Origin of the sequence: Halomonas hibernica (assembly GCF_013183775.1) — a bacterium.
GTDB lineage: Bacteria > Pseudomonadota > Gammaproteobacteria > Pseudomonadales > Halomonadaceae > Vreelandella > Vreelandella citrativorans.
In genome coordinates, this window is record NZ_VIFN01000001.1 from 264,273 (window position 1) to 284,573 (window position 20,301).

Here is a 20,301-nt window from a genome sequence, read left to right on the forward strand (position 1 = left end):
AATGTTGTTGTCTCATCGATATCAGGTGCTTATTGAGTGTTGCGTAGAAATCGAAAAATAAGGCATATCCTTTTCAAAGTGCGATAGATACCGTGATTAGGTTGTTCGTAGGTGTACGAAAATTACTTTTTTGCTTTGCATTTGATTTCTATGAGCATAATAATATTAATGTTTTTAACTTGACGCTTATTAAAAGTGAGAAGGCTTCCTGTGCATATGGTATTGTCGGTGAAGTATGTCAAGCTGCTATAAATGAATGTCATGTCTATTATATATAGTGTGCTATCAGGTGTTGGAGGTCAGTCATTAACAATGATTGAATTTTACAAAAGGGCTGTATATGAAAGGCATTGTTGAAGCATTTTTTGACGAAATGCCCGATGCCAATGTTGCTAAAGAACGCGTCGCCTTTGGTACTTCTGGCCACCGTGGCCGCGCAGGTGAGCGTACTTTTAACGCTGCGCATATTGCTGCTATTACTCAAGCCGTGGTGGATTTTCGGCGTGAGGCAGGCTACCAGGGCCCGCTGTTTCTAGGCTTCGATACCCACGCGCTTTCCAGACCTGCTTGGGAGCGTGCATTACAGGTATTGGTGGCTAACGACGTACCAGTATTGATTGAAAAAGGGCACGGCTATACCGCGACGCCGTTGGTTAGCCACGCCATTTTGCAACACAACGCGTCCAACGCAGCGTTGGCCGACGGTTTGATTATTACGCCGTCGCATAATCCGCCTGAAGATGGTGGTATTAAGTACAACCCTGCCCACGGTGGCCCGGCCGATACCGACGTGACATCGTGGATTGAGTTACGTGCCAACGCGTACCTGCTGCGCGAGCTGGACGATGTGCCGCTTGTTTCTCTAGAAGAAGCACTTGCCCATGCGCAAGAGTACGATTTTACCGCTCATTATGTGGCAGGGCTGAACAGCGTTATCGACATGCAGGCTATTCAGCGGGCGGGCCTGCGCCTGGGGGCCGACCCGATGGGCGGCACTGCGTTGCCCGTATGGCAGGCGGTTGCAAAGCACTATGCGCTGACACTGGAGGTGGTCAATACCCAGGTGGATGCCTCCTTTGCGTTTATGCCGCCCGACCATGACGGTAAAACCCGTATGGATTGTTCAAGCTCGGCGGCAATGGCGAATCTGTTAACGGTGAAAGACCGCTTCGATATCGCCTTTGGCAACGACCCGGATGCCGACCGCCACGGCATTGTGGATGCCAATGGCTTGATGAACCCTAACCACTTTTTAGCGGTGTGTATTGATTACCTGATGATGCATCGGCCTGAGTGGGCGGCGTCGCTAAAGATTGGTAAGACGCTGGTATCATCTTCCATGATCGACCGGGTGGTGGCATCGCATAATCGTGAGCTTTATGAAGTACCGGTTGGATTTAAGTGGTTTGTCGAAGGCCTGCATAAAGGGTGGTTGGCCTTTGGTGGCGAAGAAAGTGCTGGCGCCAGCCTGCTAACCCGCGATGGGGCAGCGTGGTCAACCGATAAAGACGGTATTGCGCTGTGCTTGCTGGCAGCAGAGATCTTAGCTGTTACCGGAAAGACGCCAAGCGTTTACTACCGCGAGTTGACTCAGCGCTTTGGTGAGCCTTGCTATAAACGGGTCGATACTGCTTGTACGCCTGAAGAAAAAGCGGCTTTCAAAAAGCTGAACAGTGAGAGCGTGACGGCACAAACACTGGCAGGAGAGGCGATTACCGCTGTGCTGGTGACAGCGCCCGGTAATGGGGCGAGCATTGGAGGTATCAAGGTGACCACCGAAAACGGCTGGTTCGCTGCACGCCCCAGCGGCACAGAATCGCTCTACAAGGTATATGCTGAAAGCTTCAAAGGCCCTGAGCATTTGGATGAGTTGATTGAAAGTGCCAGGGCGTTGCTTTCGGCTATTTTATAGCGCGTTACCCGCCAGCAGGTGGCGCCCGTTACGAAATGAAACAAGGAAATTAGTAATGACCCAGGTGCGCAAAGCGATTATCCCCGTCGCCGGTTTTGGTACGCGGTTGTTGCCCATTAGTAAGGCCATTCCCAAGGAAATGGTGCCCGTTGTGGATCGCCCCTTAATTCAGCACGTCATAGAGGAAGCATTGGCAGCTGGCATTAATGAAATTATCCTGGTGACACGTTCAGGTAAATCGGCGATTGAAGACCACTTTGATGCCCATGTTGAGCTTGAGGACGCACTGGCCAGTAAAGGGAAAGATGCATTGCTGGCAATACTTACAGCCATTGCCCCGCCAGAGCTTAAAATTACCAGCGTGCGTCAGGCAAACGCCAAGGGCTTGGGGCATGCGGTTTTTTGTGCTGCGCCTTTACTGGGTAACGATGAGCCGTTTGCGGTTATTCTGCCGGATGTGTTGGTAAAGCCCCAGCCAGGCAGTAATACCTGTGACTTGGGTCGTATGGTGGAGCTTTGGGATGCCAGCAACGCCGGGCAAATTATGGTGGAAGCCGTGCCCCAGGAAGACGTTTATCGTTATGGTATTGTTGACTGTGATGAGCCCAGCGCCGGTGAAAGCGCGGATATGCGCGGCGTGGTCGAGAAACCCAAGCCCGAAGACGCGCCTTCACGGTTGTCGGTCATTGGCCGGTATATTCTGCCGTATCGGGTTATGGAGCTTTTACGCGACCAGCCGCCTGGCGCTGGTAATGAAATTCAGTTGACTGACGCCATTGATCGCTTAATGCAGGAAGGCCAGCAGGTCCAGGCGTTCCGAATGCAAGGGCGCACCTTCGATTGCGGGCATATTGAAGGCTGGCTGCAAGCGAATAACACGCTTGCCCGTGAAGCGGGCTATAACCTGTAAGTTAGTACACATATATGTTTGCATCGTAAGCCGCCATTTTTGGCGGCTTTTGCGTTTTAGGCTACGGGTTAAAACGATGTAGCAGAAAGGGGGGGCGGTATGAATGAATTGTTAACAGAAGTATGTACGATTGCTCGTGAGGCGGGCGATGCTATTTTACGTGTTTACGCTCAACCGTTCGACGTAGCGATTAAAGCGGATAACAGCCCCGTTACCGCCGCCGATAACGCGGCAAACGAGATTATTTTAGGCAGGCTGAAAGCGCTTCCAGAGCGGATTCCTGTTCTTTCAGAAGAAGGGGATGAGGGGTTCACCGGGCCGGATGTCAGCGGGCGCTATTGGCTGGTGGACCCGTTGGATGGCACGAAAGAGTTTGTAAAGCGTAATGATGAGTTCACGGTGAATATCGCTCTCATCGAGAACGGCAAGCCTGTATTGGGCGTTGTGCTGGCACCGGTATTCAACGTGGCGTATATCGCAGCTAACGGTGTAGGGGCGTTTAAGATTGATAAGTACGGGCAGCGAGTCGCTATTCATGTTTCCGGTAGGCCAAAAGAAGGTACCCCGTGGCGCGTAATGGGGAGCCGTTCCCATGCCAGCCCCTATCTGGAAGATTGGTTAAAGCAGCTAGGCCCCCACAAAACAAGGCCCATGGGCAGTTCGTTGAAATTTGGTATCATCGCCGAAGGCAGTGCCGATGTATATCCACGCCTCGGCCCCACCAGCCTATGGGACACCGCCGCCGCGCAAGCGGTCGTCGAACAAGCGGGTGGGCGAGTAGTGACCCTGGACGGCACCCCGCTTTGTTATGCCAACCCCAACGAAACCCTCAACCCGGATTTTGTTGTTTGGGGGCATTAACGAAAAAAACGCCACCATCACGTAAATGATGCAGAGGTAGTGCGGCTCCAGGCTTGGGCGGCACATCCGGGCGGCTGACGCCGCCTTTCGCGGGTGCCGCAGGCTCGTTCCTCGCCTGCGTTACCGCGCGTTACGATTTGCTATATTGATACGGAGAGGTTCATGTAGTGCGCGGTAAGCGAAGCGCACCCGCAAAAGCAGCGCACCGCGCTGCCGGGGTAGGCCAAGGAGGCACATCCGGGCGGCTGGCGCCGCCTTTCGCGGGTGCCGCAGGCTCGTTCCTCGCCCGCGTTACCGCGCGCTACGATTCTGCGCATATAGATGCGAAATGGTTCATGTAGTGCGGTGTAAGCGAAGCGCACCCGCAAAGCAGCGCACCGCGCTGCCGGGGTTGGATGCGGCTATAGATGCTGCTCATGGGCTGTTATTCCCAGTCCATTGTGGAAACGTCGGGAATGCGTTCTGAACCCCAATCGCTTTCGTACCACCCTTTTTTTACGTATTGATGGAAGCTTGACCACTTCCAATCGCGAGGTGCTCTGCTCCAGCCGTGTTTCACCGGGTTATAGTGAATGTAATCGATATGCTGCTGCCAGTCGTTTTCGTCCCGAATAACGTGCTCCCAAAAGCCTCGTTGCCAAGCGTTTGGGTTTCCAGGGGGAAGGAGGAAATCTTTCGATGCATACTTTTTGATATCTCTCCAACGAGAAGAGTAATCAGAATCATCTTCCGGGAGGGTCCAAAGGCAGTGAAGGTGGTCGGGGAGAAGTACAAATGCCTCCATCACAAAAGGTTGCTCCTCGCGTACTCGACGAAAAGCTCTCCCAAGCGCATTAATATTGAGTTGATCGGCGAGCAGCGGCTGGCGTGAATGGGTCACGACCGTAAAGAAATAGCTGCCTCCGGGCACGTAGGCTCGCCGATAAATTGCCATTACTGCCTTCCTTTAAAATATTATAAATATTACGAGGTAAGGTTAATGGCTTATGAGGTGTATGTCATCTTGAGGGCACTTTGCTCGCGGGTGCGCTAACGCTTACGCCACATTACAAGGTTTGAATGTAGTGCGCGGCAGGGCTTTGGGCGCGCCCGCGATGGTGCCAAAAGGCGGTTGGAGCGTTATTAACGATGGTGCTGCTGTTCGCGTTCGGGCTGCCACAAGATGGCGTCGATACGCAGGCGGACTTCGGAGTTATTGGGTAAAGGCCAATCAATAATATCGCCTACTTTAAGGCCGATAAGGCCCGCGCCAATGGGTGCCATTACCGAAATGCCGTCCTCAACCGTGCCTAGTGCATGGGGGTAAACCAGTGTACGCACCATTTGGCGCCCACGGGTTAAGTCAGTGAAGCGGATTTGGCTGTTCATGCTGACCACGTTGTCGGGAATTTCCTGGGGATCAATCACTTCCCCGCGGGATAGCTCTTCCTCAAGCAGCGTGGCCACGGCAAGCTCTTTATCCGTAGCGTTATCAATCAAGCGCTGCAAGCGTTCTGCATCAAGACGGTTAATAATAATGGGAGGACGTTGTCCCATGGTCACTCTCCTTGGAAAGCAATGAAATCAATTGGATACTTTTATTTAACAGTAAATAAACGATTTTGTAGCTGTCAATAAAAACAGTCCTCCCTGAAAAGGGAGGACTGTTCGCCATGACCAGTGTAAGCGATCTAGCAGAGGAAGGCGATTACATTACTCCTTGCTCAATCATGGCATCCGCCACCTTTCTGAACCCGGCAATATTAGCGCCCAGTACCAGGTTGGTGGGGTCGCCAAACTCTTCCGCCGTGGTGGCGCACTGTTGGAAAATATTGGCCATTATCTCTTTGAGTTTTTGGTCAACTTTTTCCAAGGGCCACTGCTCCATGCTGCTGTTCTGTGCCATCTCCAGCTGGCTTGTCGCCACGCCGCCAGCGTTAGCGGCTTTACCTGGGCCATAGGCAATTTTAGCAGCCAGGAAGCAGTCAACAGCCTCGGTGGTTGAAGGCATGTTGGCGCCTTCGCTCACACAGGTAACTTGATTGGCGAGAAGCGTTTTGGCATCAAGCTCGGTTAGCTCGTTTTGGGTGGCACAGGGGAAAGCGGCGTCTGCCTGAATGTGCCAAACCGCATGCCCACCTTGCGGATAATCCCGTGCGCTAATGTAGTGCGCGTCAGGGTGCTCGCTTAGGTACTCTTCAAGCGATACCCGTTTAACTTCTTTAAGCTGCTTAAGAAGCCCAAGGTCGATGCCCTTTGGATCGTGGACTGTGCCGCGTGAGTCGCTACAGGTGATGGGGGTGGCGCCCAGCTCATACAGTTTTTCGATGGTGTAAATGGACACGTTCCCCGCGCCAGATACCAGGCAGGTTTTGCCTTCCAGGGTCTCGCCGCGTGCCGCCAGCATGTTTTGCGCGAAGTAAACAGCGCCGTATCCGGTGGCTTCTTTACGGCCAAGCGAGCCGCCCCAATTAAGGCCTTTGCCGGTTAATACGCCTTCATAGCGACCTGTCAGGCGTTTGTACTGCCCATACATATAGCCGATTTCACGCGCGCCAACCCCAATGTCGCCAGCCGGCACATCGCGAGTAGGGCCGATGTGGCGGTAAAGCTCTGACATGAAGGCTTGGCAAAAACGCATGATTTCGTTGTCTGACTTACCCTTGGGGTCGAAGTCAGAGCCACCTTTGCCGCCGCCGATAGGCAGTCCGGTTAAGGCGTTTTTGAAAATTTGCTCAAACCCTAAAAACTTGATGGTGCCTGCCGTAACGCTTGGGTGAAAGCGTAAGCCGCCTTTGTAGGGCCCAAGGGCTGAGTTGAACTGAATACGATAGCCTTTGTTGACCTGTACGCGGCCAGCATCATCTAACCAGCAAACGCGGAACATGATTTGGCGCTCTGGTTCGACCATACGTTCAATAATGCTGTGCTGTAGGTAGTGCGGCTGGCGCTCAAACAGAGGGCGCAAGCACTCTAATACTTCTTCTGCCGCTTGGTAAAATTCAACCTGAGCGGGACTGCTAAGCTTTAAACGGGACAGCGTATCGTGAACGTAGGGCATGAAAAAATACCATGTGTAATTACTAAAGACGTTGTTAGCTGGTCAGCTATTTGAGGGACATTAAACGAGGGATGCGCTTTCTTGCATACCCTATGTCGTTTCGGAATGAGTAAAAAAATAGTGGAATTTAGACCAAAGTCGCAGTGTTTTGCTTAGAAAAGCAGAATGTTAACAAAGTCAGTTAAACGGTATTTAAACGTAATGCGGTGCATATCGCCAGCCATCATCGCCATGTTGGTGAGGCTCAATCGTAGTGCGGTGTAAGCGAAGCGCACCCGCAGCGGCGGCCCGGCGCAAAGCAGCGCTCCGCGCTGCCGGGGTTAGGGTTGGGTGCGGCTCCAGGCCAAGGCGGCGCATCCGGGCGGCTGGCGCCGCCTTTCGCGGGTGCCGCAGGCTCGTTCCTCGCCTGCGTTACCACGCGCTACAATTCTGCGCATATCAATGCGGAGTGCTTCAACCGTAGTGCGCGGTAAGCGAAGCGCACCCGCAGCGGCGGCCCGGCGCAAAAGCAGCGCACCGCGCTGCCGGGGTTGGTGTTGGGTGCGGCTCCGGGCCAAGGCGGCGCATCCGGGCGGCTGGCGCCGCCTTTCGCGGGTGCCGCAGGCTCGTTCCTCGCCTGCGTTACCGCGCGCTACAATTCTGCGCATATCAATGCGGAGTGCTTCAACCGTAGTGCGCGGTAAGCGAAGCGCACCCGCAGCGGCGGCCCGGCGCAAAAGCAGCGCCCTGCGCTGCCGGGGTTAGGGTTGGGTGCGGCTCTGGGCCAAGGCGGCACATCCGGGCGGCTGGCGCCGCCTTTCGCGGGTGCTGCAGGCTCGTTCCTCGCCTGCGTTACCACGCGCTACAATTCTGCGCATATCAATGCGGAGTGCTTCAACCATAGTGCGGTGTAAGCGAAGCGCACCCGCAGCGGCGGCCCGGCGCAAAAGCAGCGCATCGCGCTGCCGGGGTTGGGTGCGGTTCCAGGCCAGGGCGGCACATCCGGGCGGCTGGCGCCGCCTTTCGCGGGTGCCGTAGGCTCGTTCCTCGCCTGCGTTACCACGCGCTACAATTGCCATGTTGGTGAGGCGTGGCCTTAACCATCGGGCGCGGTAATGGCGTTTACCGGCGCTATACGGGCAGAGCGGCGCCGTCTGTGCGGGGTTCGGTGCCGCCTTGGAATGTGCCGGTGGCGGCGTTGCGTAGGATGATCTGCCCGCGGCCAAAGGTCAGTGCATCGTTCGTCCTGACAATGTGATGCCCGCGTCGTTCTAATGCTTGGGCGAGGTGGTCGGGAAAGCTGGGTTCCACCTCAACGGTTTTGCCTGCTACCCATTTCCAGCGCGGTAGGTCCAGTGCCGCCTGTGGGTTGAGCCTGTCTTCCAGCAGGCTGGTAACTACCTGTACATGGCCTTGAGGCTGCATGTAACCGCCCATAACGCCGAAGGGGCCAACCGCTTGATTCTCCTTGGTGATAAAGCCGGGGATAATGGTGTGGTAGGTGCGCTTGCCGGGGCGCAATACGTTGGCGTCTTCTTTGTTAAGCGAGAATGACCAGCCCCGGTTTTGCAGGCTGATACCGGTGCCTGGCACGACAATACCTGAACCGAAGCCTTCAAAGTTGCTTTGGATAAACGAGACCATATTGCCTTCGTCATCCGCTGTGGCGAGGTATACCGTGCCGCCCAGAAGTGGATTGCCGTGTACGGGGTCAATGGCTTCGTTTCCGATCAGCTTACTGCGCTGCGCCAGGTAGGCCGGTGAGAGCATCTGTTCGACGCTTGGTGCCATGTCTTCTCGCTCGGTGATATAACGCAGCCCATCCACATAGCCCAGCTTGGTCGCTTCGATGCGGCGATGCAGCGATTCAACCGCATCGCGTGGCTCATCGCCCAATGCTTCCAGCATGCCGAGCGCCTGTAGCGCGATTAAACCGCTGCCGTTGGGCGGAATTTCCCAGATATCATGACCGCGATAACGAGTGCTAATAGGGTCAACCCATTCAGGTGTGAAGGCTGCAAGATCTTCCTTGCGTAGAAAGCCACCATGCTGGCGCGAAAAATCATCCATGGCATCGGCTAGCTCGCCTTCGTAGAACACATTGGCGCCGCTTTCAGCTATCGCGCGTAGCGTGTTGGCCATGTCGGGTGAATGCCAAATGTCGCCCGCTTTTGGGGCATGGCCGTGTGGTGCAAAGTGTTCAAACCAGGGGGCAAACTCTGGGCGGTTGTACTGCTTGTAACGGGTGAAGGCTTTTTGCCATAGCTGACTCACCACGGGAGAAACCGCAAAGCCCTCTTCGGCCAGGGTAATCGCCGGAGCCAGCAGTGTCGCAAGGGGAAGCGTGCCAAAGCGCTCAGAAAGCGTGGCCCAGGCAGCGGGGGCGCCGGGTACGGTCACTGGGGTTAGTCCGTGGGCGGGCATTGCATCCAGGCCAAGCTCTCGTACGGCATCAATACTAATCCCCATTGGGGCTCTGCCGCTGGCATTCAGGCCGTGTAATGTATCCTTCACCCACACCAGGGCAAATGCATCGCTGCCAATGCCGTTGGAGGTGGGCTCAACCACGGTAAGTGCGGCGGCTGTCGCAATAGCCGCGTCAATCGCGTTGCCGCCATTACGCAGAATATCGGCACCCACTTGGGCGGCAAGCGTTTGGGAGGTGGCGACCATGCCGCGCTTACCCAACGCCACCATGCGTCGGGAGGCGGCCGGGTAGTAATGAGGGTCGAGGTTCATTGAATTATCCTTGTGCGATATGCCAGGCAGGCCACTGTAGGGCTCAACATTAGCAGGATAATCTTATGAACGTCTTCTGACAGCCCTGATTACGCATCAGGCGAAGCGGGTCGCAGCGAACCGTTGGGGGGCTCACCTTTCAGGGCTTACGCAACAGTTCAATTGGCACGTTAAGGTGTTGCGGGCGCTGGAGTACATTCAGCAGCACAATGGCGCGCTCTTCGCCCTTGCAGCGTTCGAATATAGCGTCAAGGTCTTTAAAGGGGCCGTCAGTAATGGTGACTCTTTCGCCCGCGCAGAAATAGGTATGGCTCCCTTCTGAGCGGTGAGGTTGGGCGCGAAGCGTCTCCACCAGTGTATTGGGCACGCTAATGGGTGTATTGCCAAACGTAAGCAGGCGTAATACACCACGGGTAGAGCGAATAGGGCGCCAGTTGCTGACAATCTGGTCTAAGCGAATAAACAGGTAATAGGGAAACAGCGGTTCGCTCACCGTGACAAGCTTGCCCTGGCGCCTGCGTTGTACGTTCAGTACCGGATGAAACACCTCATAACCCTGGTTAGCGAGGTGTTCGGCCGCGCGGAATGATTCGCTGCCTTTGCACTGAATAACGTACCAGTTGGGCGCAGTATCCTCTTCGCTGCTGAGTTTTGACTGGTTTGGTTCTACGTCAACAAGTTTCATACCCTTGGTTCTGCGCCTGAGCGAGCAGCTTGAGTAGCGAGTTGCTAGGAAAAACGCTATGGCAAGGCTGCTTTAAATGAGAAATTGACGATTTTTCGCCGAATGAAAGATTATGGTTATACCTACGCAGTGCGCTAATTTTTCCGATACCTGATGAGGTAAAGCCTGCCGTTTTATTTGCCATGGGTATTGTCATTCGTAACGGAACAAAAAGTTAGGCGAGCGAACATACGTGAAACAGGCCCGCTTATCAATTAGTCACAGTAAGTGCTTACGGGATTACAGAAATTTGTGTTTATAGCCACGAAGCTGAATGATCGTTTAAATTTAATTTAACACGGCGCGAGAAAATCTGCTGTTTTGATAGGGTGGTGTAATAGAAACAAGGTGTTAGGGCCGTACAGTATACTCCAGACGTATGCTCAAGTTTGGCTTGTCAATTGGGTAATTGGACGTTATTTACCTTACTAGTGGCGTGGGAAGTACGGTGTAGCGACCACGTTGCCCGCCAAGGGGGCGATGAATTTGGCGTGTTACTGCCAAGCTGTACACTGGGGCAAGCGTAAACCATTGCGGCACTGTGCCAGGCAGCCAGGTGTCGGTTATCCACTCAGGCAAAGGGTGCAACAGCGTGGTGGTAACGCAGCGACCGACCAAGCCCTTCAGGAACTCTTTGATTACGTTATTATGTCACGACGCTACGCTGTCCGGCGTCTGCCTTTCTTGATATGCATTCGATAAACTACCCGCCACCGCAAACTGAAAGGGCACGCTGAATTGGCTGAGGCAACACTGTGAACCTACTTGAATTGTTTACTCAAACACTTGATATCACCTTACCCGTGTTTGCCATGGTTTTTCTGGGGATTGGCCTAAAGCGCTTGGGATGGATTGATCGCACTTTTGTCACCACCGCGTCTGCGTTGGTATTTAAAGCCACGCTGCCCACCTTGATCTTTTTAAGTTTGATTAAAGCTGATATTAGCGTTGCGCTGGATATCTCGTTAATGGTGTTTTTTGCCGTCGCCACACTTGGGCAGTTTGTGTTGAGTTGGCTATGGGCACACTTTCGCGTTCCTTATGCCGAGCGTGGGATTTATGTTCAAGGAGCTTTTCGCGGTAATTGCGGTGTCGTTGGGCTGGCGCTGGCAGCGGGCATGTACGGCAACTATGGGCTGTCAACGGGCAGCCTGTTGGTTGGAGTGGTCATTATTATGTACAACGCGCTATCGGTAGTGGTGCTGACCGCGTATCAAACGGAACAAGCCGCTAACTGGCGCAGCATTCTCAAGCATATTGCGACGAATCCGCTGATTATTTCAGTGATCGTGGCCTTGCCATTTACCGCTTTTTCCATTTCGCTCCCCAGTTGGGTGATGACCTCTGGGGATTATTTTGCGTCGCTCACGCTACCGTTGGCGTTGATCTGTATTGGCGCAACGCTCTCGATGTCCAGCATTCGAGATAAAAGCGACATTGCGGTGAGCTCCAGCATTATGAAGATGGCCATCTTGCCTGTGCTCTCTACCGTAGCTGCCTGGCTGTTAGGCTTTGAAGGCGAACAGTTGGGGTTGTTGTTCCTCTTTTTTGCCAGCCCCACCGCCGCCGCCAGCTTTGTCATGGTAAAAGCCATGGGCGGCAACGCAGGCTTGGCCGCCAACATCATTGCGATCACCACCTTAATGGCCAGTATTTCGGTAACGCTGGGCATTTTTGCGCTGCGTTTGTTGGGATGGGTGTAAGAAGGGCAGAGGCGGGTTGGAGTGTTATCTGTAACACGTTATACTGTGCGCCCCTTCTGCAAGCAAAGTCTCTGTAGCTCAGTAGGATAGAGCAGCCGCCTCCTAAGCGGCAGGTCGCAGGTTCGACTCCTGCCAGGGACGCCAACGGCCATTCTTTACAAGTCCTGAGAAGGCCAAAAATAGAGTGTAATACTCTGAAAGACTTGATTTTTTTATCCTCATCGTTCCTCGCTGTTCCTTCCAAAACCGGCTTGCAAGTGGTATACAGAATGGTATATACCCCCATTCGAAGATGCTCGGTATACCGCCATGGCACTAACCGTTCGACAGATAAACGCAACCAAACCTAGCACGAAAATTGTAGCCCTTAACGATGGCCAAGGATTAGAACTTAGGATCTGGCCCGATGGACGTCGTGGGTGGCGTTTGCGCTACACACGCCCTAATGGCAAACGCAATATGATCAGCCTGGGTAAGTACCCCGAAGTAAGCCTTGCTGAAGCGAGAGAGAAGCGGGCGGATATCAGGCGTCTAATATCCCAAGGCACCGATCCCGTTGAGCAAAAGCAGAACGATAAGCGGCAGCAACAGTACGCGGCACAGAATACGTTTGAGGTGCTGGCCATGGAGTGGCACGCGAGTATGGTGCCGCGTTGGAAGGAGACCTCTAAGCGGGCCAACGACAGTAAGCGTGTGCTGGAAACGTACGTTTTCCCGAAGGTGGGTAATCGCGCCATTGAGAGCATTCTGCCCCTAGAGTGGCTTGAGATACTACGCACGCTAGAGGACTTGGGGAAATTCGAGCAAAGACGCCGCCTGCATGCCTTTTGCCGGGACATCTACCGCTACGCCATCATAACGGGTAGAGCCAGCTTTAACCCCCTCACTGACCTCAATACAGCGCTTAAACCCTATAAGCGTGGAAGCTTTCACCATATTTCTCAGGAAGAACTGCCCGAACTGGTACGTGATATTGAGGGTTACGATAAGAGCCCTATGGTGCGTATTGGCTTAAAGCTATTACTGCTGACGGCTGTGCGCCCAGGTGAGCTGCGCATGGCGGAGTGGAAAGAATTCGACCTACAAGCCGCAATCTGGAAGATCCCCGCTGAGCGTATGAAGATGGGCAGGGCGCATCAAGTCCCTTTGCCCACTCAAGCCGTTCATGAGTTGCGCTACCTGCATAAGTTAACAGGAACTTTCAAATTGCTGTTCCCAGGACGAAACAACCCCCGTAAGCCGATATCCGATGCCGCCTTTAATATGGCCTTAAAGCGTCTTGGCTATGAAGGCCGGCACGTTCCCCATGGCTGTCGTCATGTGGTGGCCACCGGTTTGAAAGAATTGGGTTACCCAAGAGAGTGGATAGAGCTACAGCTTTCGCACAAGCTGCCAGGGATCGAGGGCGTTTATACCCACGCCCAGCACATGGCCCCGGATCAAAGGCCCGCCATGATGCAATTTTGGGCGGATCACCTCTTTGGCACTGAGAGGAGAAGCGAAGGGCTAGCGATATGAAAGGGCTAGGGGAGAAGTGCCTAGCGTGTGGGACCATCATGAGAACCAAGGAGCGCCGCAGGATAACCAACCAGCACCAAGAGGCTGTGTTGCAGTGCTTCGGCTGTCGTCAGCTTTGGCGCGTTGATTTGCGTTTCTCACCTGTCAGGGCTTACAAACGCTCGAAAAGCAAAGGTGCAATGAACGAGGCGGTGCCTGATTCCAGCAGTGTCTTAATCGACGAGAGTATTAACTACCCTGATGAGTTGTGTTTTTTTGGTGACCTTTGCTTCAAATGTGGGTCGTTTTTCCGTGTCAGAACGAGTAGGCGCATTTCTGAGTATTTCAAGGTGTTCTATCTAAGTTGTACTGGCCCCAAGTGTGGGGCCCGTATGAAAGTAGAGTTAATGATTACTAAGCAAGAAGTTGCAGAATAAATTATTGTTCTTTTTGTTTGTTAAAGTGTTCTAAATATGTAAGCTCGCCTTCGGCGTTAAACATCTTGTAAACAGTGAACGTTTCTGCGAATGTTTGCTCTGTTGTAGGAGGCATGAAGTTAACGCTATGCTCTTTTAGTATGGAAAATGTTCTATCGTTTTCATAAGGATTCTCTATTTCTCCTTTTAAGAAAAGTTGATAAAGCAATAGCCAGTATTCATCTTTTTGAAACTCTGATAGCTCGGTTATTTGTCTGGCAAAATGTAATGCTAGTGGTAAGCTTTCATTGTGATCTATTAACATGCAAATGCTTACACAATCTCTTGATTCTATAATTTTTTCAGATACGTGATTTTCGATCTCAAGGTTGTACTTTCTTAAGTAATACAAAGGCCATGCTATACCATCAGATCTTTTGTAGTGCGCATTATTATTAATTATTTTGATGAGCTTTTCCTTTAGATCGAAATGGGCTAGGTTTTCTTCGTTAATATCCATTTCATCTAAGAATGGTAGTAATAAAGGGTAGTGCCATGATAAATTTAAAATATAGTCTGCAATTGTTATTGTGTCATCTTCGTGTATGTGTTTAATGATAGAGCTAATTGCAAATTTTATTACACTGCCGTCAGGGGTCTGCTTGTTTTTTCTAACAGCGTAATCTAGGAAGTGTATTGCTTCCGAAAGAGTGATTTTTCTTGTGCCATAATTGTTATCAATAAAAAAATTTGGCCGGGATTTAACCAAGTCTGAGACCCACGCAGGCTGTAAAGGCTCAGGGAGCTCAACGATTGAGGTTTTAGTTAGATTGAGTGAAAGTTTGAAATTGTTTAACTCAAGACTTAAATCTCTAATGAACTCTTGTGCTTGCTCATGTGAGTCGCAAAGACAGGTATAATCATCAACGTATCGGTCAAAATCGTATTTTTCTGCTAGCTTATTATCGATTTTTGCTAAAATTATTTCGACTATAACGCTAGATGTGCCTGGGCCGATTGGTATGCCTTGAGTTTCATTTCTTTTTGATGATCGTGCCTTTATATCTAAGTCTTCCGACCAGTGTTTGGTGCGGTTTTTTGGTTTCAATGAAAGATTTATTTTTGTTTCTTCAAGCCCTCTCAATGCCCACTCGACAGAATGAGTGTAAATTGAGTTAAAGCAGTTAGATATATCTGTATGTGCTCTGAATTTCTTTCCAAATGTGGTTTTTAAAGATCTAGAAACTTTTTCTTCATAGTCTTCATAATTCATTATAAAGGCTCTGCCATCTGCATGAGCCTCTGGACGAACTATGCTGTTATTGTTTGTGTATATGTGATAATACTCTTCCCAGTTTTCGTATAATACTTTAGATAGATGGGTGTGTGCAGTTGGATGAACAATGCCAAGTAACCTAGGTACATTGTTAAATCGCGTCGATTTGTATTCAACTATTCCATAGCCACCTTTACGCATAGAGACTTCATTTGTCAGAATATCAGCTATGTCAGGGGTTAACTGTCTTGAAGTAAATGTGGGTGGGAGTTCGCTCAAACCCTTTTTTTGGTTTGGAAAGTAGTTCCATCTTAATAGTGCTTCGTAAAGATGCTCTTTTGCATACAACATTGAGTGCGCCCTTGTGAATTTATTTTAAAGTACAAAGTGTACTCTAATCCTCGCTTAGCCTCGTTGTTCCCGTCAATAACTGTCAGTTCTATCATGTCAGGTTCATCACCAATAAAGTGTTTACCTCTTATGAAACACCACCTAATCGCTGCTCCCGCAGCGTTTTTTGTGTCTGTGCAAGGCCAAATGTTGTATCGCGGTGTAAGAGAGCCTACTTACACCGGGCGCCGCTGGAAAGGTGTTGGCATGAGCTTCAAGCTTTATAGAGCCACAGGGGCACTTGCCCGGAACGTCACCGCGAGGACACGAACCGATGACCAACACTACCCACACAGGCACCTATAAAACGGTGAGCAAGATCCAGCTAGGCAACCGACTACTGCGCCGTAAAGACGTAGAACAAAAGACAGGCAAAAGCCGTTCAGCCATTTACGAAGGCATCCGCCAAGGCACGTTCCCGGCACCAGTGCCTATTGGCGGCAAAAGTGTTGCTTGGCTTGAGGAGGAGGTGGATAGCTGGATTGCTCATTGCCTGGAGGAGCGCAAACGCCAGCGCTTGGAGCACTGCCCAACCCCACTACGCATGACCGCCCAACCGCAGGAGCAACGCGCATGAACCAGTTTGAAGTCACCATTAACGGCACCACGCTGCAACTGACCGCTGAGGATGTGGTGCAAATGTCGACCGCCATGATGGAAGCGATGCGTACGCCAAGCGAAAAAACCTTTCGTAAGGGCAGCACAGGAAACATCTACGCCAAGCTACTAAACGACCAGAGTAGTACCCAGCGTTTCAGCAAGCACCCATCCACTGGTGTCGTCGAAACCGACTGCTAACCCCCCTAAACCCTTTCCGCAACAGGTAACGCTGCTGGGCTAACGCTCAGTGGGTAGGGGAAGTTTTGCCCAAAAACGCAAAAAGGCTCCAAAGCTGGGGGGCGATGGAGCCGAAGCAAAGCAAAAGAAAGGTGCCCATGAAGTTTATCAAAGTAAGTGAAATTTGCTGCCTCGAAAGCTTGCGAGGAACACTAGGGAATGCTTATCATGGTGGTGCTGTAGCAAAATCTACAGCCGGGCGTGAGAACCCGAGTTCACAAAGGCGCTACAGCGCCCCTAGCATTGCAGGCGCTTTTTTCATGCCTGTAGTACGATGTTATGGCGGCTGTGCGTGGGCACGCTTCGGCGTGGCCGGTTTCCTTTGTGACCGGTTTCTCACCCTGCGTACAGTCGCCTCCAATCGTGTGAGAACGGTTGTTGGTGACTCCATACACAAAGGAGTCTTACCCATGGCCAATCACAGCCAAGGTGCGTATACGCACACCCAAATTTCCCCCTCGCATATCGCTACCGCGCTAATCGGTGCAAAACTGATTGCCTATCGTGTTAACCGTAAGCCTGAACAGCTGCTCCAGTTGTTAGGTATGGCACGTATGGCCACCGCGCTAAATGTCCTCTCTTATCAAGAACACGACCAATTACTCATCGAGCTTGAGCGCCTCTGCGTTGAGGAGGTGAGCAATGCCTAATTCTCCGACTACCCCACGCCTTGAAGATGCGCTTTGCCTAACAGAAGCCGAGTGCTTACTGATCGACCCCCGTGCTAGATCAGAGGATCTATTTGATCAATGCGAAACCCGCTTGGAAGCGGCAAGCAATCTGATGATGACACTAAGCACGCTGGATGCGCCTAGTGCGTGTGCCGATGCACGTGATCTAGCGAATGTCGCGCTGTCGTGCCGACTGCTTCTAGCCGATTCACTTGATTTACTGCTGGCTGCACGCATGGCCGACAAGCGTAAAGAAGCGCCTGCCAGAATGGGGGTGCGCCATGGCTAAAACGACTATCCAAAAGATTCAGCAAGTAGCGGTAGTTGCGCTGAACAGCGCTGAAATTCTGCTGGTTGAGTGGCTGCCCGATGGGCAGCGCCAGGGCAGCGAGTGGGTAGCCCGTAACACGGCACGCGCCGATGCCTGCCCAGGCTCGTTTGGCGTATCGCTCGCTACTGGCAAGTGGAACGACTTTGCCGACCAGGACGCCCACGGCGGGGATCTAGTCTCCTTGCTTAGCTACCTACGCGGCTGTCGGCAAATCGACGCCGCTAGGCTGATTGATGAACAGCTTGGGCTAGGTATTTTTCAACGAGCAGGCGCTTCTAGCGCGCCGTTACCCAAGCCCTGCGAGTTGCCCACCAAGACCCAGCTTCGCCAGCATGCAGACACCGAACGTTTAGCGGCTCAAGAGCGCGCCGCCCAAGCCGCACAACGGCTTTGGCACTCGGCAGGCCCCGCCAATCCTGCGCATCCTTACTTGGTTGAAAAGGGGATCGAGCCTTACCACCTTCGCCAATCCGCACAGGGGCAACTCCTGGTGCCGCTGTACGCTGATGGAAAGCTGGTCAATGTGCAATGTATTGACCAGCAAGGCCAAAAGCGCTTTTTGAAAGGTGGCCGTGTACGGGGTGCTTATGCGCCCCTTGGCAAGGTGCAGGCAGGCCGTCAGCTATTTATTTGTGAAGGGTGGGCCACTGGCGCAACCCTTCACGCTCACACACGCGAGCCGGTGGCGTGTGCCATGAACGCGGGCAACCTTGCCGCTGTGGCCGAAACCCTACGCGAACGATACGACGCCCTGGAGTTAGTGATAGCCGGGGATGACGACCGCTTAACCCCCGGCAACCCAGGCCGCACCGCTGCTAATGCGGCGGCGCTGGCAGTGGGGGCCCTGGTGCTTTTCCCCGTATGGCCACAAGACGCCCCTACCACACTCAGCGACTTTAACGACTTGGCTCGCTGGTATCGCCAGCAAAGGAACGCCACATGAGCGAGCAAACTACACGCGAACAGCAAGCGCATCTTGCCCTAGTGGGTAAGCCTACGGCCCCCAAGATCGACACCTTGGAGCGCCCCAGCTATGCGATATACGAAGGGCCCACCATGGTGGAGGGCAAGCAGTACCGAGCAGGTACTTGGTATCACGGCATTAAGCACACCAACAGCGACGAGGCAGGCCAGCCGTTTGACCTATGGCTATGCGCGCCGCTGTACGTCAAAGCGGAAACGGTCAATAGCGACGATGGCAGCGTAGGCCGCCTGCTGCGCTTCAAGCACCGTGGCCACGCTATTGAGTACGTCATGCCCATGGAAGCCCTAGCGGGCAAAGGCGAGGAGGTGCTGAAAGCCTTGCTACGCCAAGGGCTAGAGGTGGATTACCACCAGCGCCGTTATGTGCCTGCCTACATCGCCAGCCACCACGGCTTAACGCGCATTCTGGCGACCACCACCAAGCCAGGGTGGCACGAGCGAAGCGGGGCCTTTGTGCTGCCCAGCCGCATTCTGGGCGGTGAAGATGTGCGCTATCAGGATAGTGGCAAGGGCGCACTGCTGTTTTCAGAGCGGGGCACCCTGGAAGGCTGGAAAAGCGAGCTGGCCTACTTCTGCCAAGGCAACCCGGTACTGATCCTTTCCGTTTGCTGCGCACTAGCAGGCCCGCTGCTTTCCAAAGTGGGCGTGAATGGTGGCGGTGTGCATTTGGTAGGCGACTCCTCAAGCGGCAAGTCACTCGCTCAAGCACTCGCCGCTACGGTATGGGGCGACCCCAGCCGCTTTGCCGCATCGTGGGATATGTCGCGAGGCGGTATCGAGATCGAGGCATCGTCACGCAATGACACGGTGCTGATTCTGGACGAGATCAAGCGCGCCGACCCCAAGCGGGTACAAGAAATGGCCTACGCCATCGCTAACGGTACGGGCAAGGGCACCATGACCCGTGAACGGGAGGGGCGGCCCAAGCTGTATTGGCGCGTTTTAGCGCTTTCGAGTGGTGAACGCTCGCTTTCTGAGCATGCGGCCATATCCGGCAATGCGGCCCACGCCGGGGCAGAGCTGCGCATGGTGGACGTGAACGCAGGCACCCGCGCTTACCGCGCTTTTGACGACGTTCACGGCATGAACGGCGCAGCATTCCACAGAAAGCTCACCACGGCCACAGCGCACCACTTTGGCAAGGTCGGCCCCGCCTTTGTGGAGCATTTAATCAAGGAAAACGACCCCGACTACTTTTTTAAGCGGTTTGCTGAGGTACGCGACGGATTCAGCGCAGAAGGCCCCCAAGCGGGCAGGGTGGCAGATCGCTTCGCCATCATTGGGCTAGCGGGAGAGATAGCCATTACTTACGGGCTTTTGCCATGGAAGGCCGACGCCGCCGCGAGTGCCTGCCGTCAACTATTTGAGGAGTGGCTGCTTACCGTCGGCGATGGTAACGCCGAAGACAGGCAAATACTTAGCGCGCTATCTGACTTCATCGCCATGCACGGTGATAGCCGCTTTTCCAATATTGCTGCTGAGCTACCCAACTCCAACATCAAGCACCGGGCAGGGTATTACGAGATCGAAAACGGCAAACGCTTCTACCTGTTCAACCGCGCCTCACTAACCGAAGCCGCCGCAGGCTATGGCCGTGAGCGCGTGATACGCACCATGGAAACCTACGGCGTGTTGGCCAAGGTGGATAACGGACGCAACCAGAAAAATTACCGCCTGCCAGGAGGAGGGAGCACACGCTTTTTCGTCATTGATCCCGACAAGCTGGACGCCGAAAGGCTAGGTGGAAAATGAAAAGGCTAAATACGCGTGAACCTAGTTTCTATGGCAACAGTGGCAACAAGGCAACGGCCAGTAACTACGCGGCTTACAGCGTTGCCTTAGTAATAAGAGAGGTGGCAACAAAGGCAACACATATCTCTATATACCTATGGTCTGATGTGTCTTGTTGCCATTTCAAAAAAGGGTGGCAACAGTGTTGCCACAATAAATTCTTTATAAATCATTTGGTTAGCCTCTGTTGCCTTGTTGCCACCATTTTTGCGATCTACAGAGTGGAACTATATAGGTGGG

20 protein-coding genes and 1 tRNA gene are annotated in these 20,301 nt (G+C 53.0%); 13 read left to right on the plus strand and 8 right to left on the minus strand.

Features of this window, described 5'->3' with window-relative positions; translation table 11 throughout:
* The first annotated feature begins 340 nt into the window (after positions 1-340).
* From pgm to cysQ, 3 genes are all read left to right on the plus strand, one after another.
* On the plus strand, positions 341-1,912 hold the full coding sequence (gene pgm / locus FKN99_RS01210; protein WP_172116189.1) for a phosphoglucomutase (alpha-D-glucose-1,6-bisphosphate-dependent): 1,572 nt from the start codon (positions 341-343) through the stop codon (positions 1,910-1,912).
* Positions 1,913-1,967: 55 nt separating this feature from the next.
* A complete protein-coding gene (locus tag FKN99_RS01215; RefSeq protein WP_172116190.1) occupies positions 1,968-2,822 on the plus strand; it encodes a UTP--glucose-1-phosphate uridylyltransferase in 855 nt (284 codons plus the stop codon).
* Positions 2,823-2,921: 99 nt separating this feature from the next.
* A complete protein-coding gene (cysQ, locus tag FKN99_RS01220) occupies positions 2,922-3,683 on the plus strand; it encodes a 3'(2'),5'-bisphosphate nucleotidase CysQ (protein WP_172116191.1) in 762 nt (253 codons plus the stop codon).
* A 424-nt stretch (positions 3,684-4,107) separates the two neighbouring features.
* Here the strand turns inward: cysQ and FKN99_RS01225 are convergent, their stop codons facing one another.
* The 7 genes from FKN99_RS01225 to rfaH all read right to left on the minus strand — a co-directional run bounded on the left by FKN99_RS01225 (position 4,108) and on the right by rfaH (position 10,126).
* Positions 4,108-4,617 (minus strand): REP-associated tyrosine transposase, encoded by a 510-nt coding sequence (locus FKN99_RS01225; protein ID WP_172116192.1) that lies wholly within the window; start codon positions 4,615-4,617, stop codon positions 4,108-4,110.
* 188 nt (positions 4,618-4,805) lie between these two features.
* A complete protein-coding gene (gene rnk / locus FKN99_RS01230) occupies positions 4,806-5,219 on the minus strand; it encodes a nucleoside diphosphate kinase regulator (RefSeq protein ID WP_172116193.1) in 414 nt (137 codons plus the stop codon).
* Between the two features lie 151 nt (positions 5,220-5,370).
* Complete coding sequence (gdhA, locus tag FKN99_RS01235) at positions 5,371-6,723, minus strand: NADP-specific glutamate dehydrogenase (RefSeq protein WP_172116194.1); 1,353 nt, start codon at positions 6,721-6,723, stop codon at positions 5,371-5,373.
* A 320-nt stretch (positions 6,724-7,043) separates the two neighbouring features.
* Complete coding sequence (locus tag FKN99_RS01240; RefSeq protein ID WP_172116195.1) at positions 7,044-7,439, minus strand: hypothetical protein; 396 nt, start codon at positions 7,437-7,439, stop codon at positions 7,044-7,046.
* Positions 7,440-7,463: 24 nt separating this feature from the next.
* Positions 7,464-7,781: a hypothetical protein gene (locus tag FKN99_RS01245; protein WP_172116196.1), complete on the minus strand. Its 318-nt coding sequence runs from the start codon at positions 7,779-7,781 to the stop codon at positions 7,464-7,466.
* A gap of 52 nt (positions 7,782-7,833) precedes the next feature.
* Positions 7,834-9,441 carry a gamma-glutamyltransferase family protein gene (locus tag FKN99_RS01250; RefSeq protein WP_172116198.1) on the minus strand — a complete coding sequence of 536 codons (1,608 nt, stop codon included), beginning with the start codon at positions 9,439-9,441 and terminating at the stop codon, positions 7,834-7,836.
* Positions 9,442-9,580: 139 nt separating this feature from the next.
* Positions 9,581-10,126 (minus strand): transcription/translation regulatory transformer protein RfaH, encoded by a 546-nt coding sequence (rfaH, locus tag FKN99_RS01255; protein ID WP_172116199.1) that lies wholly within the window; start codon positions 10,124-10,126, stop codon positions 9,581-9,583.
* Between the two features lie 794 nt (positions 10,127-10,920).
* Here rfaH and FKN99_RS01260 point away from each other — a divergent pair.
* The 4 genes from FKN99_RS01260 (at position 10,921) to FKN99_RS18075 (ending at position 13,802) form a co-directional block, all read left to right on the plus strand.
* Entirely contained in the window at positions 10,921-11,868 is a 948-nt protein-coding gene (locus FKN99_RS01260) for an AEC family transporter (protein WP_172116200.1), read from the plus strand.
* 67 nt (positions 11,869-11,935) lie between these two features.
* Positions 11,936-12,012, plus strand: a tRNA-Arg gene (locus FKN99_RS01265).
* Between the two features lie 165 nt (positions 12,013-12,177).
* On the plus strand, positions 12,178-13,386 hold the full coding sequence (locus FKN99_RS01270; RefSeq protein ID WP_172116201.1) for a tyrosine-type recombinase/integrase: 1,209 nt from the start codon (positions 12,178-12,180) through the stop codon (positions 13,384-13,386).
* A gap of 179 nt (positions 13,387-13,565) precedes the next feature.
* On the plus strand, positions 13,566-13,802 hold the full coding sequence (locus FKN99_RS18075; protein WP_406565414.1) for an ogr/Delta-like zinc finger family protein: 237 nt from the start codon (positions 13,566-13,568) through the stop codon (positions 13,800-13,802).
* A gap of 1 nt (position 13,803) precedes the next feature.
* Here FKN99_RS18075 and drt4 read toward each other — a convergent pair whose 3' ends face one another.
* Entirely contained in the window at positions 13,804-15,408 is a 1,605-nt protein-coding gene (gene drt4, locus FKN99_RS01280; protein ID WP_172116203.1) for an antiviral reverse transcriptase Drt4, read from the minus strand.
* A gap of 313 nt (positions 15,409-15,721) precedes the next feature.
* Between drt4 and FKN99_RS01285 the strand changes: the two genes are divergently transcribed.
* The 6 genes from FKN99_RS01285 (at position 15,722) to FKN99_RS01310 (ending at position 20,022) form a co-directional block, all read left to right on the plus strand.
* Entirely contained in the window at positions 15,722-16,024 is a 303-nt protein-coding gene (locus tag FKN99_RS01285) for a helix-turn-helix transcriptional regulator (RefSeq protein WP_172116205.1), read from the plus strand.
* On the plus strand, positions 16,021-16,245 hold the full coding sequence (locus tag FKN99_RS01290; protein ID WP_172116206.1) for a hypothetical protein: 225 nt from the start codon (positions 16,021-16,023) through the stop codon (positions 16,243-16,245). Before FKN99_RS01285 ends, FKN99_RS01290 begins: the two co-directional genes overlap by 4 nt.
* 449 nt (positions 16,246-16,694) lie before the next feature.
* Positions 16,695-16,934 carry a hypothetical protein gene (locus tag FKN99_RS01295; RefSeq protein WP_172116207.1) on the plus strand — a complete coding sequence of 80 codons (240 nt, stop codon included), beginning with the start codon at positions 16,695-16,697 and terminating at the stop codon, positions 16,932-16,934.
* Entirely contained in the window at positions 16,927-17,244 is a 318-nt protein-coding gene (locus FKN99_RS01300; RefSeq protein WP_172116208.1) for a hypothetical protein, read from the plus strand. Before FKN99_RS01295 ends, FKN99_RS01300 begins: the two co-directional genes overlap by 8 nt.
* On the plus strand, positions 17,237-18,229 hold the full coding sequence (locus tag FKN99_RS01305) for a toprim domain-containing protein (protein WP_172116209.1): 993 nt from the start codon (positions 17,237-17,239) through the stop codon (positions 18,227-18,229). The genes FKN99_RS01300 and FKN99_RS01305 overlap by 8 nt, the downstream gene beginning before the upstream one ends.
* Positions 18,226-20,022, plus strand: a complete 1,797-nt coding sequence (locus tag FKN99_RS01310; RefSeq protein ID WP_172116210.1) for a DUF927 domain-containing protein — start codon at positions 18,226-18,228, stop codon at positions 20,020-20,022. Before FKN99_RS01305 ends, FKN99_RS01310 begins: the two co-directional genes overlap by 4 nt.
* Positions 20,023-20,301: the final 279 nt, after the last annotated feature.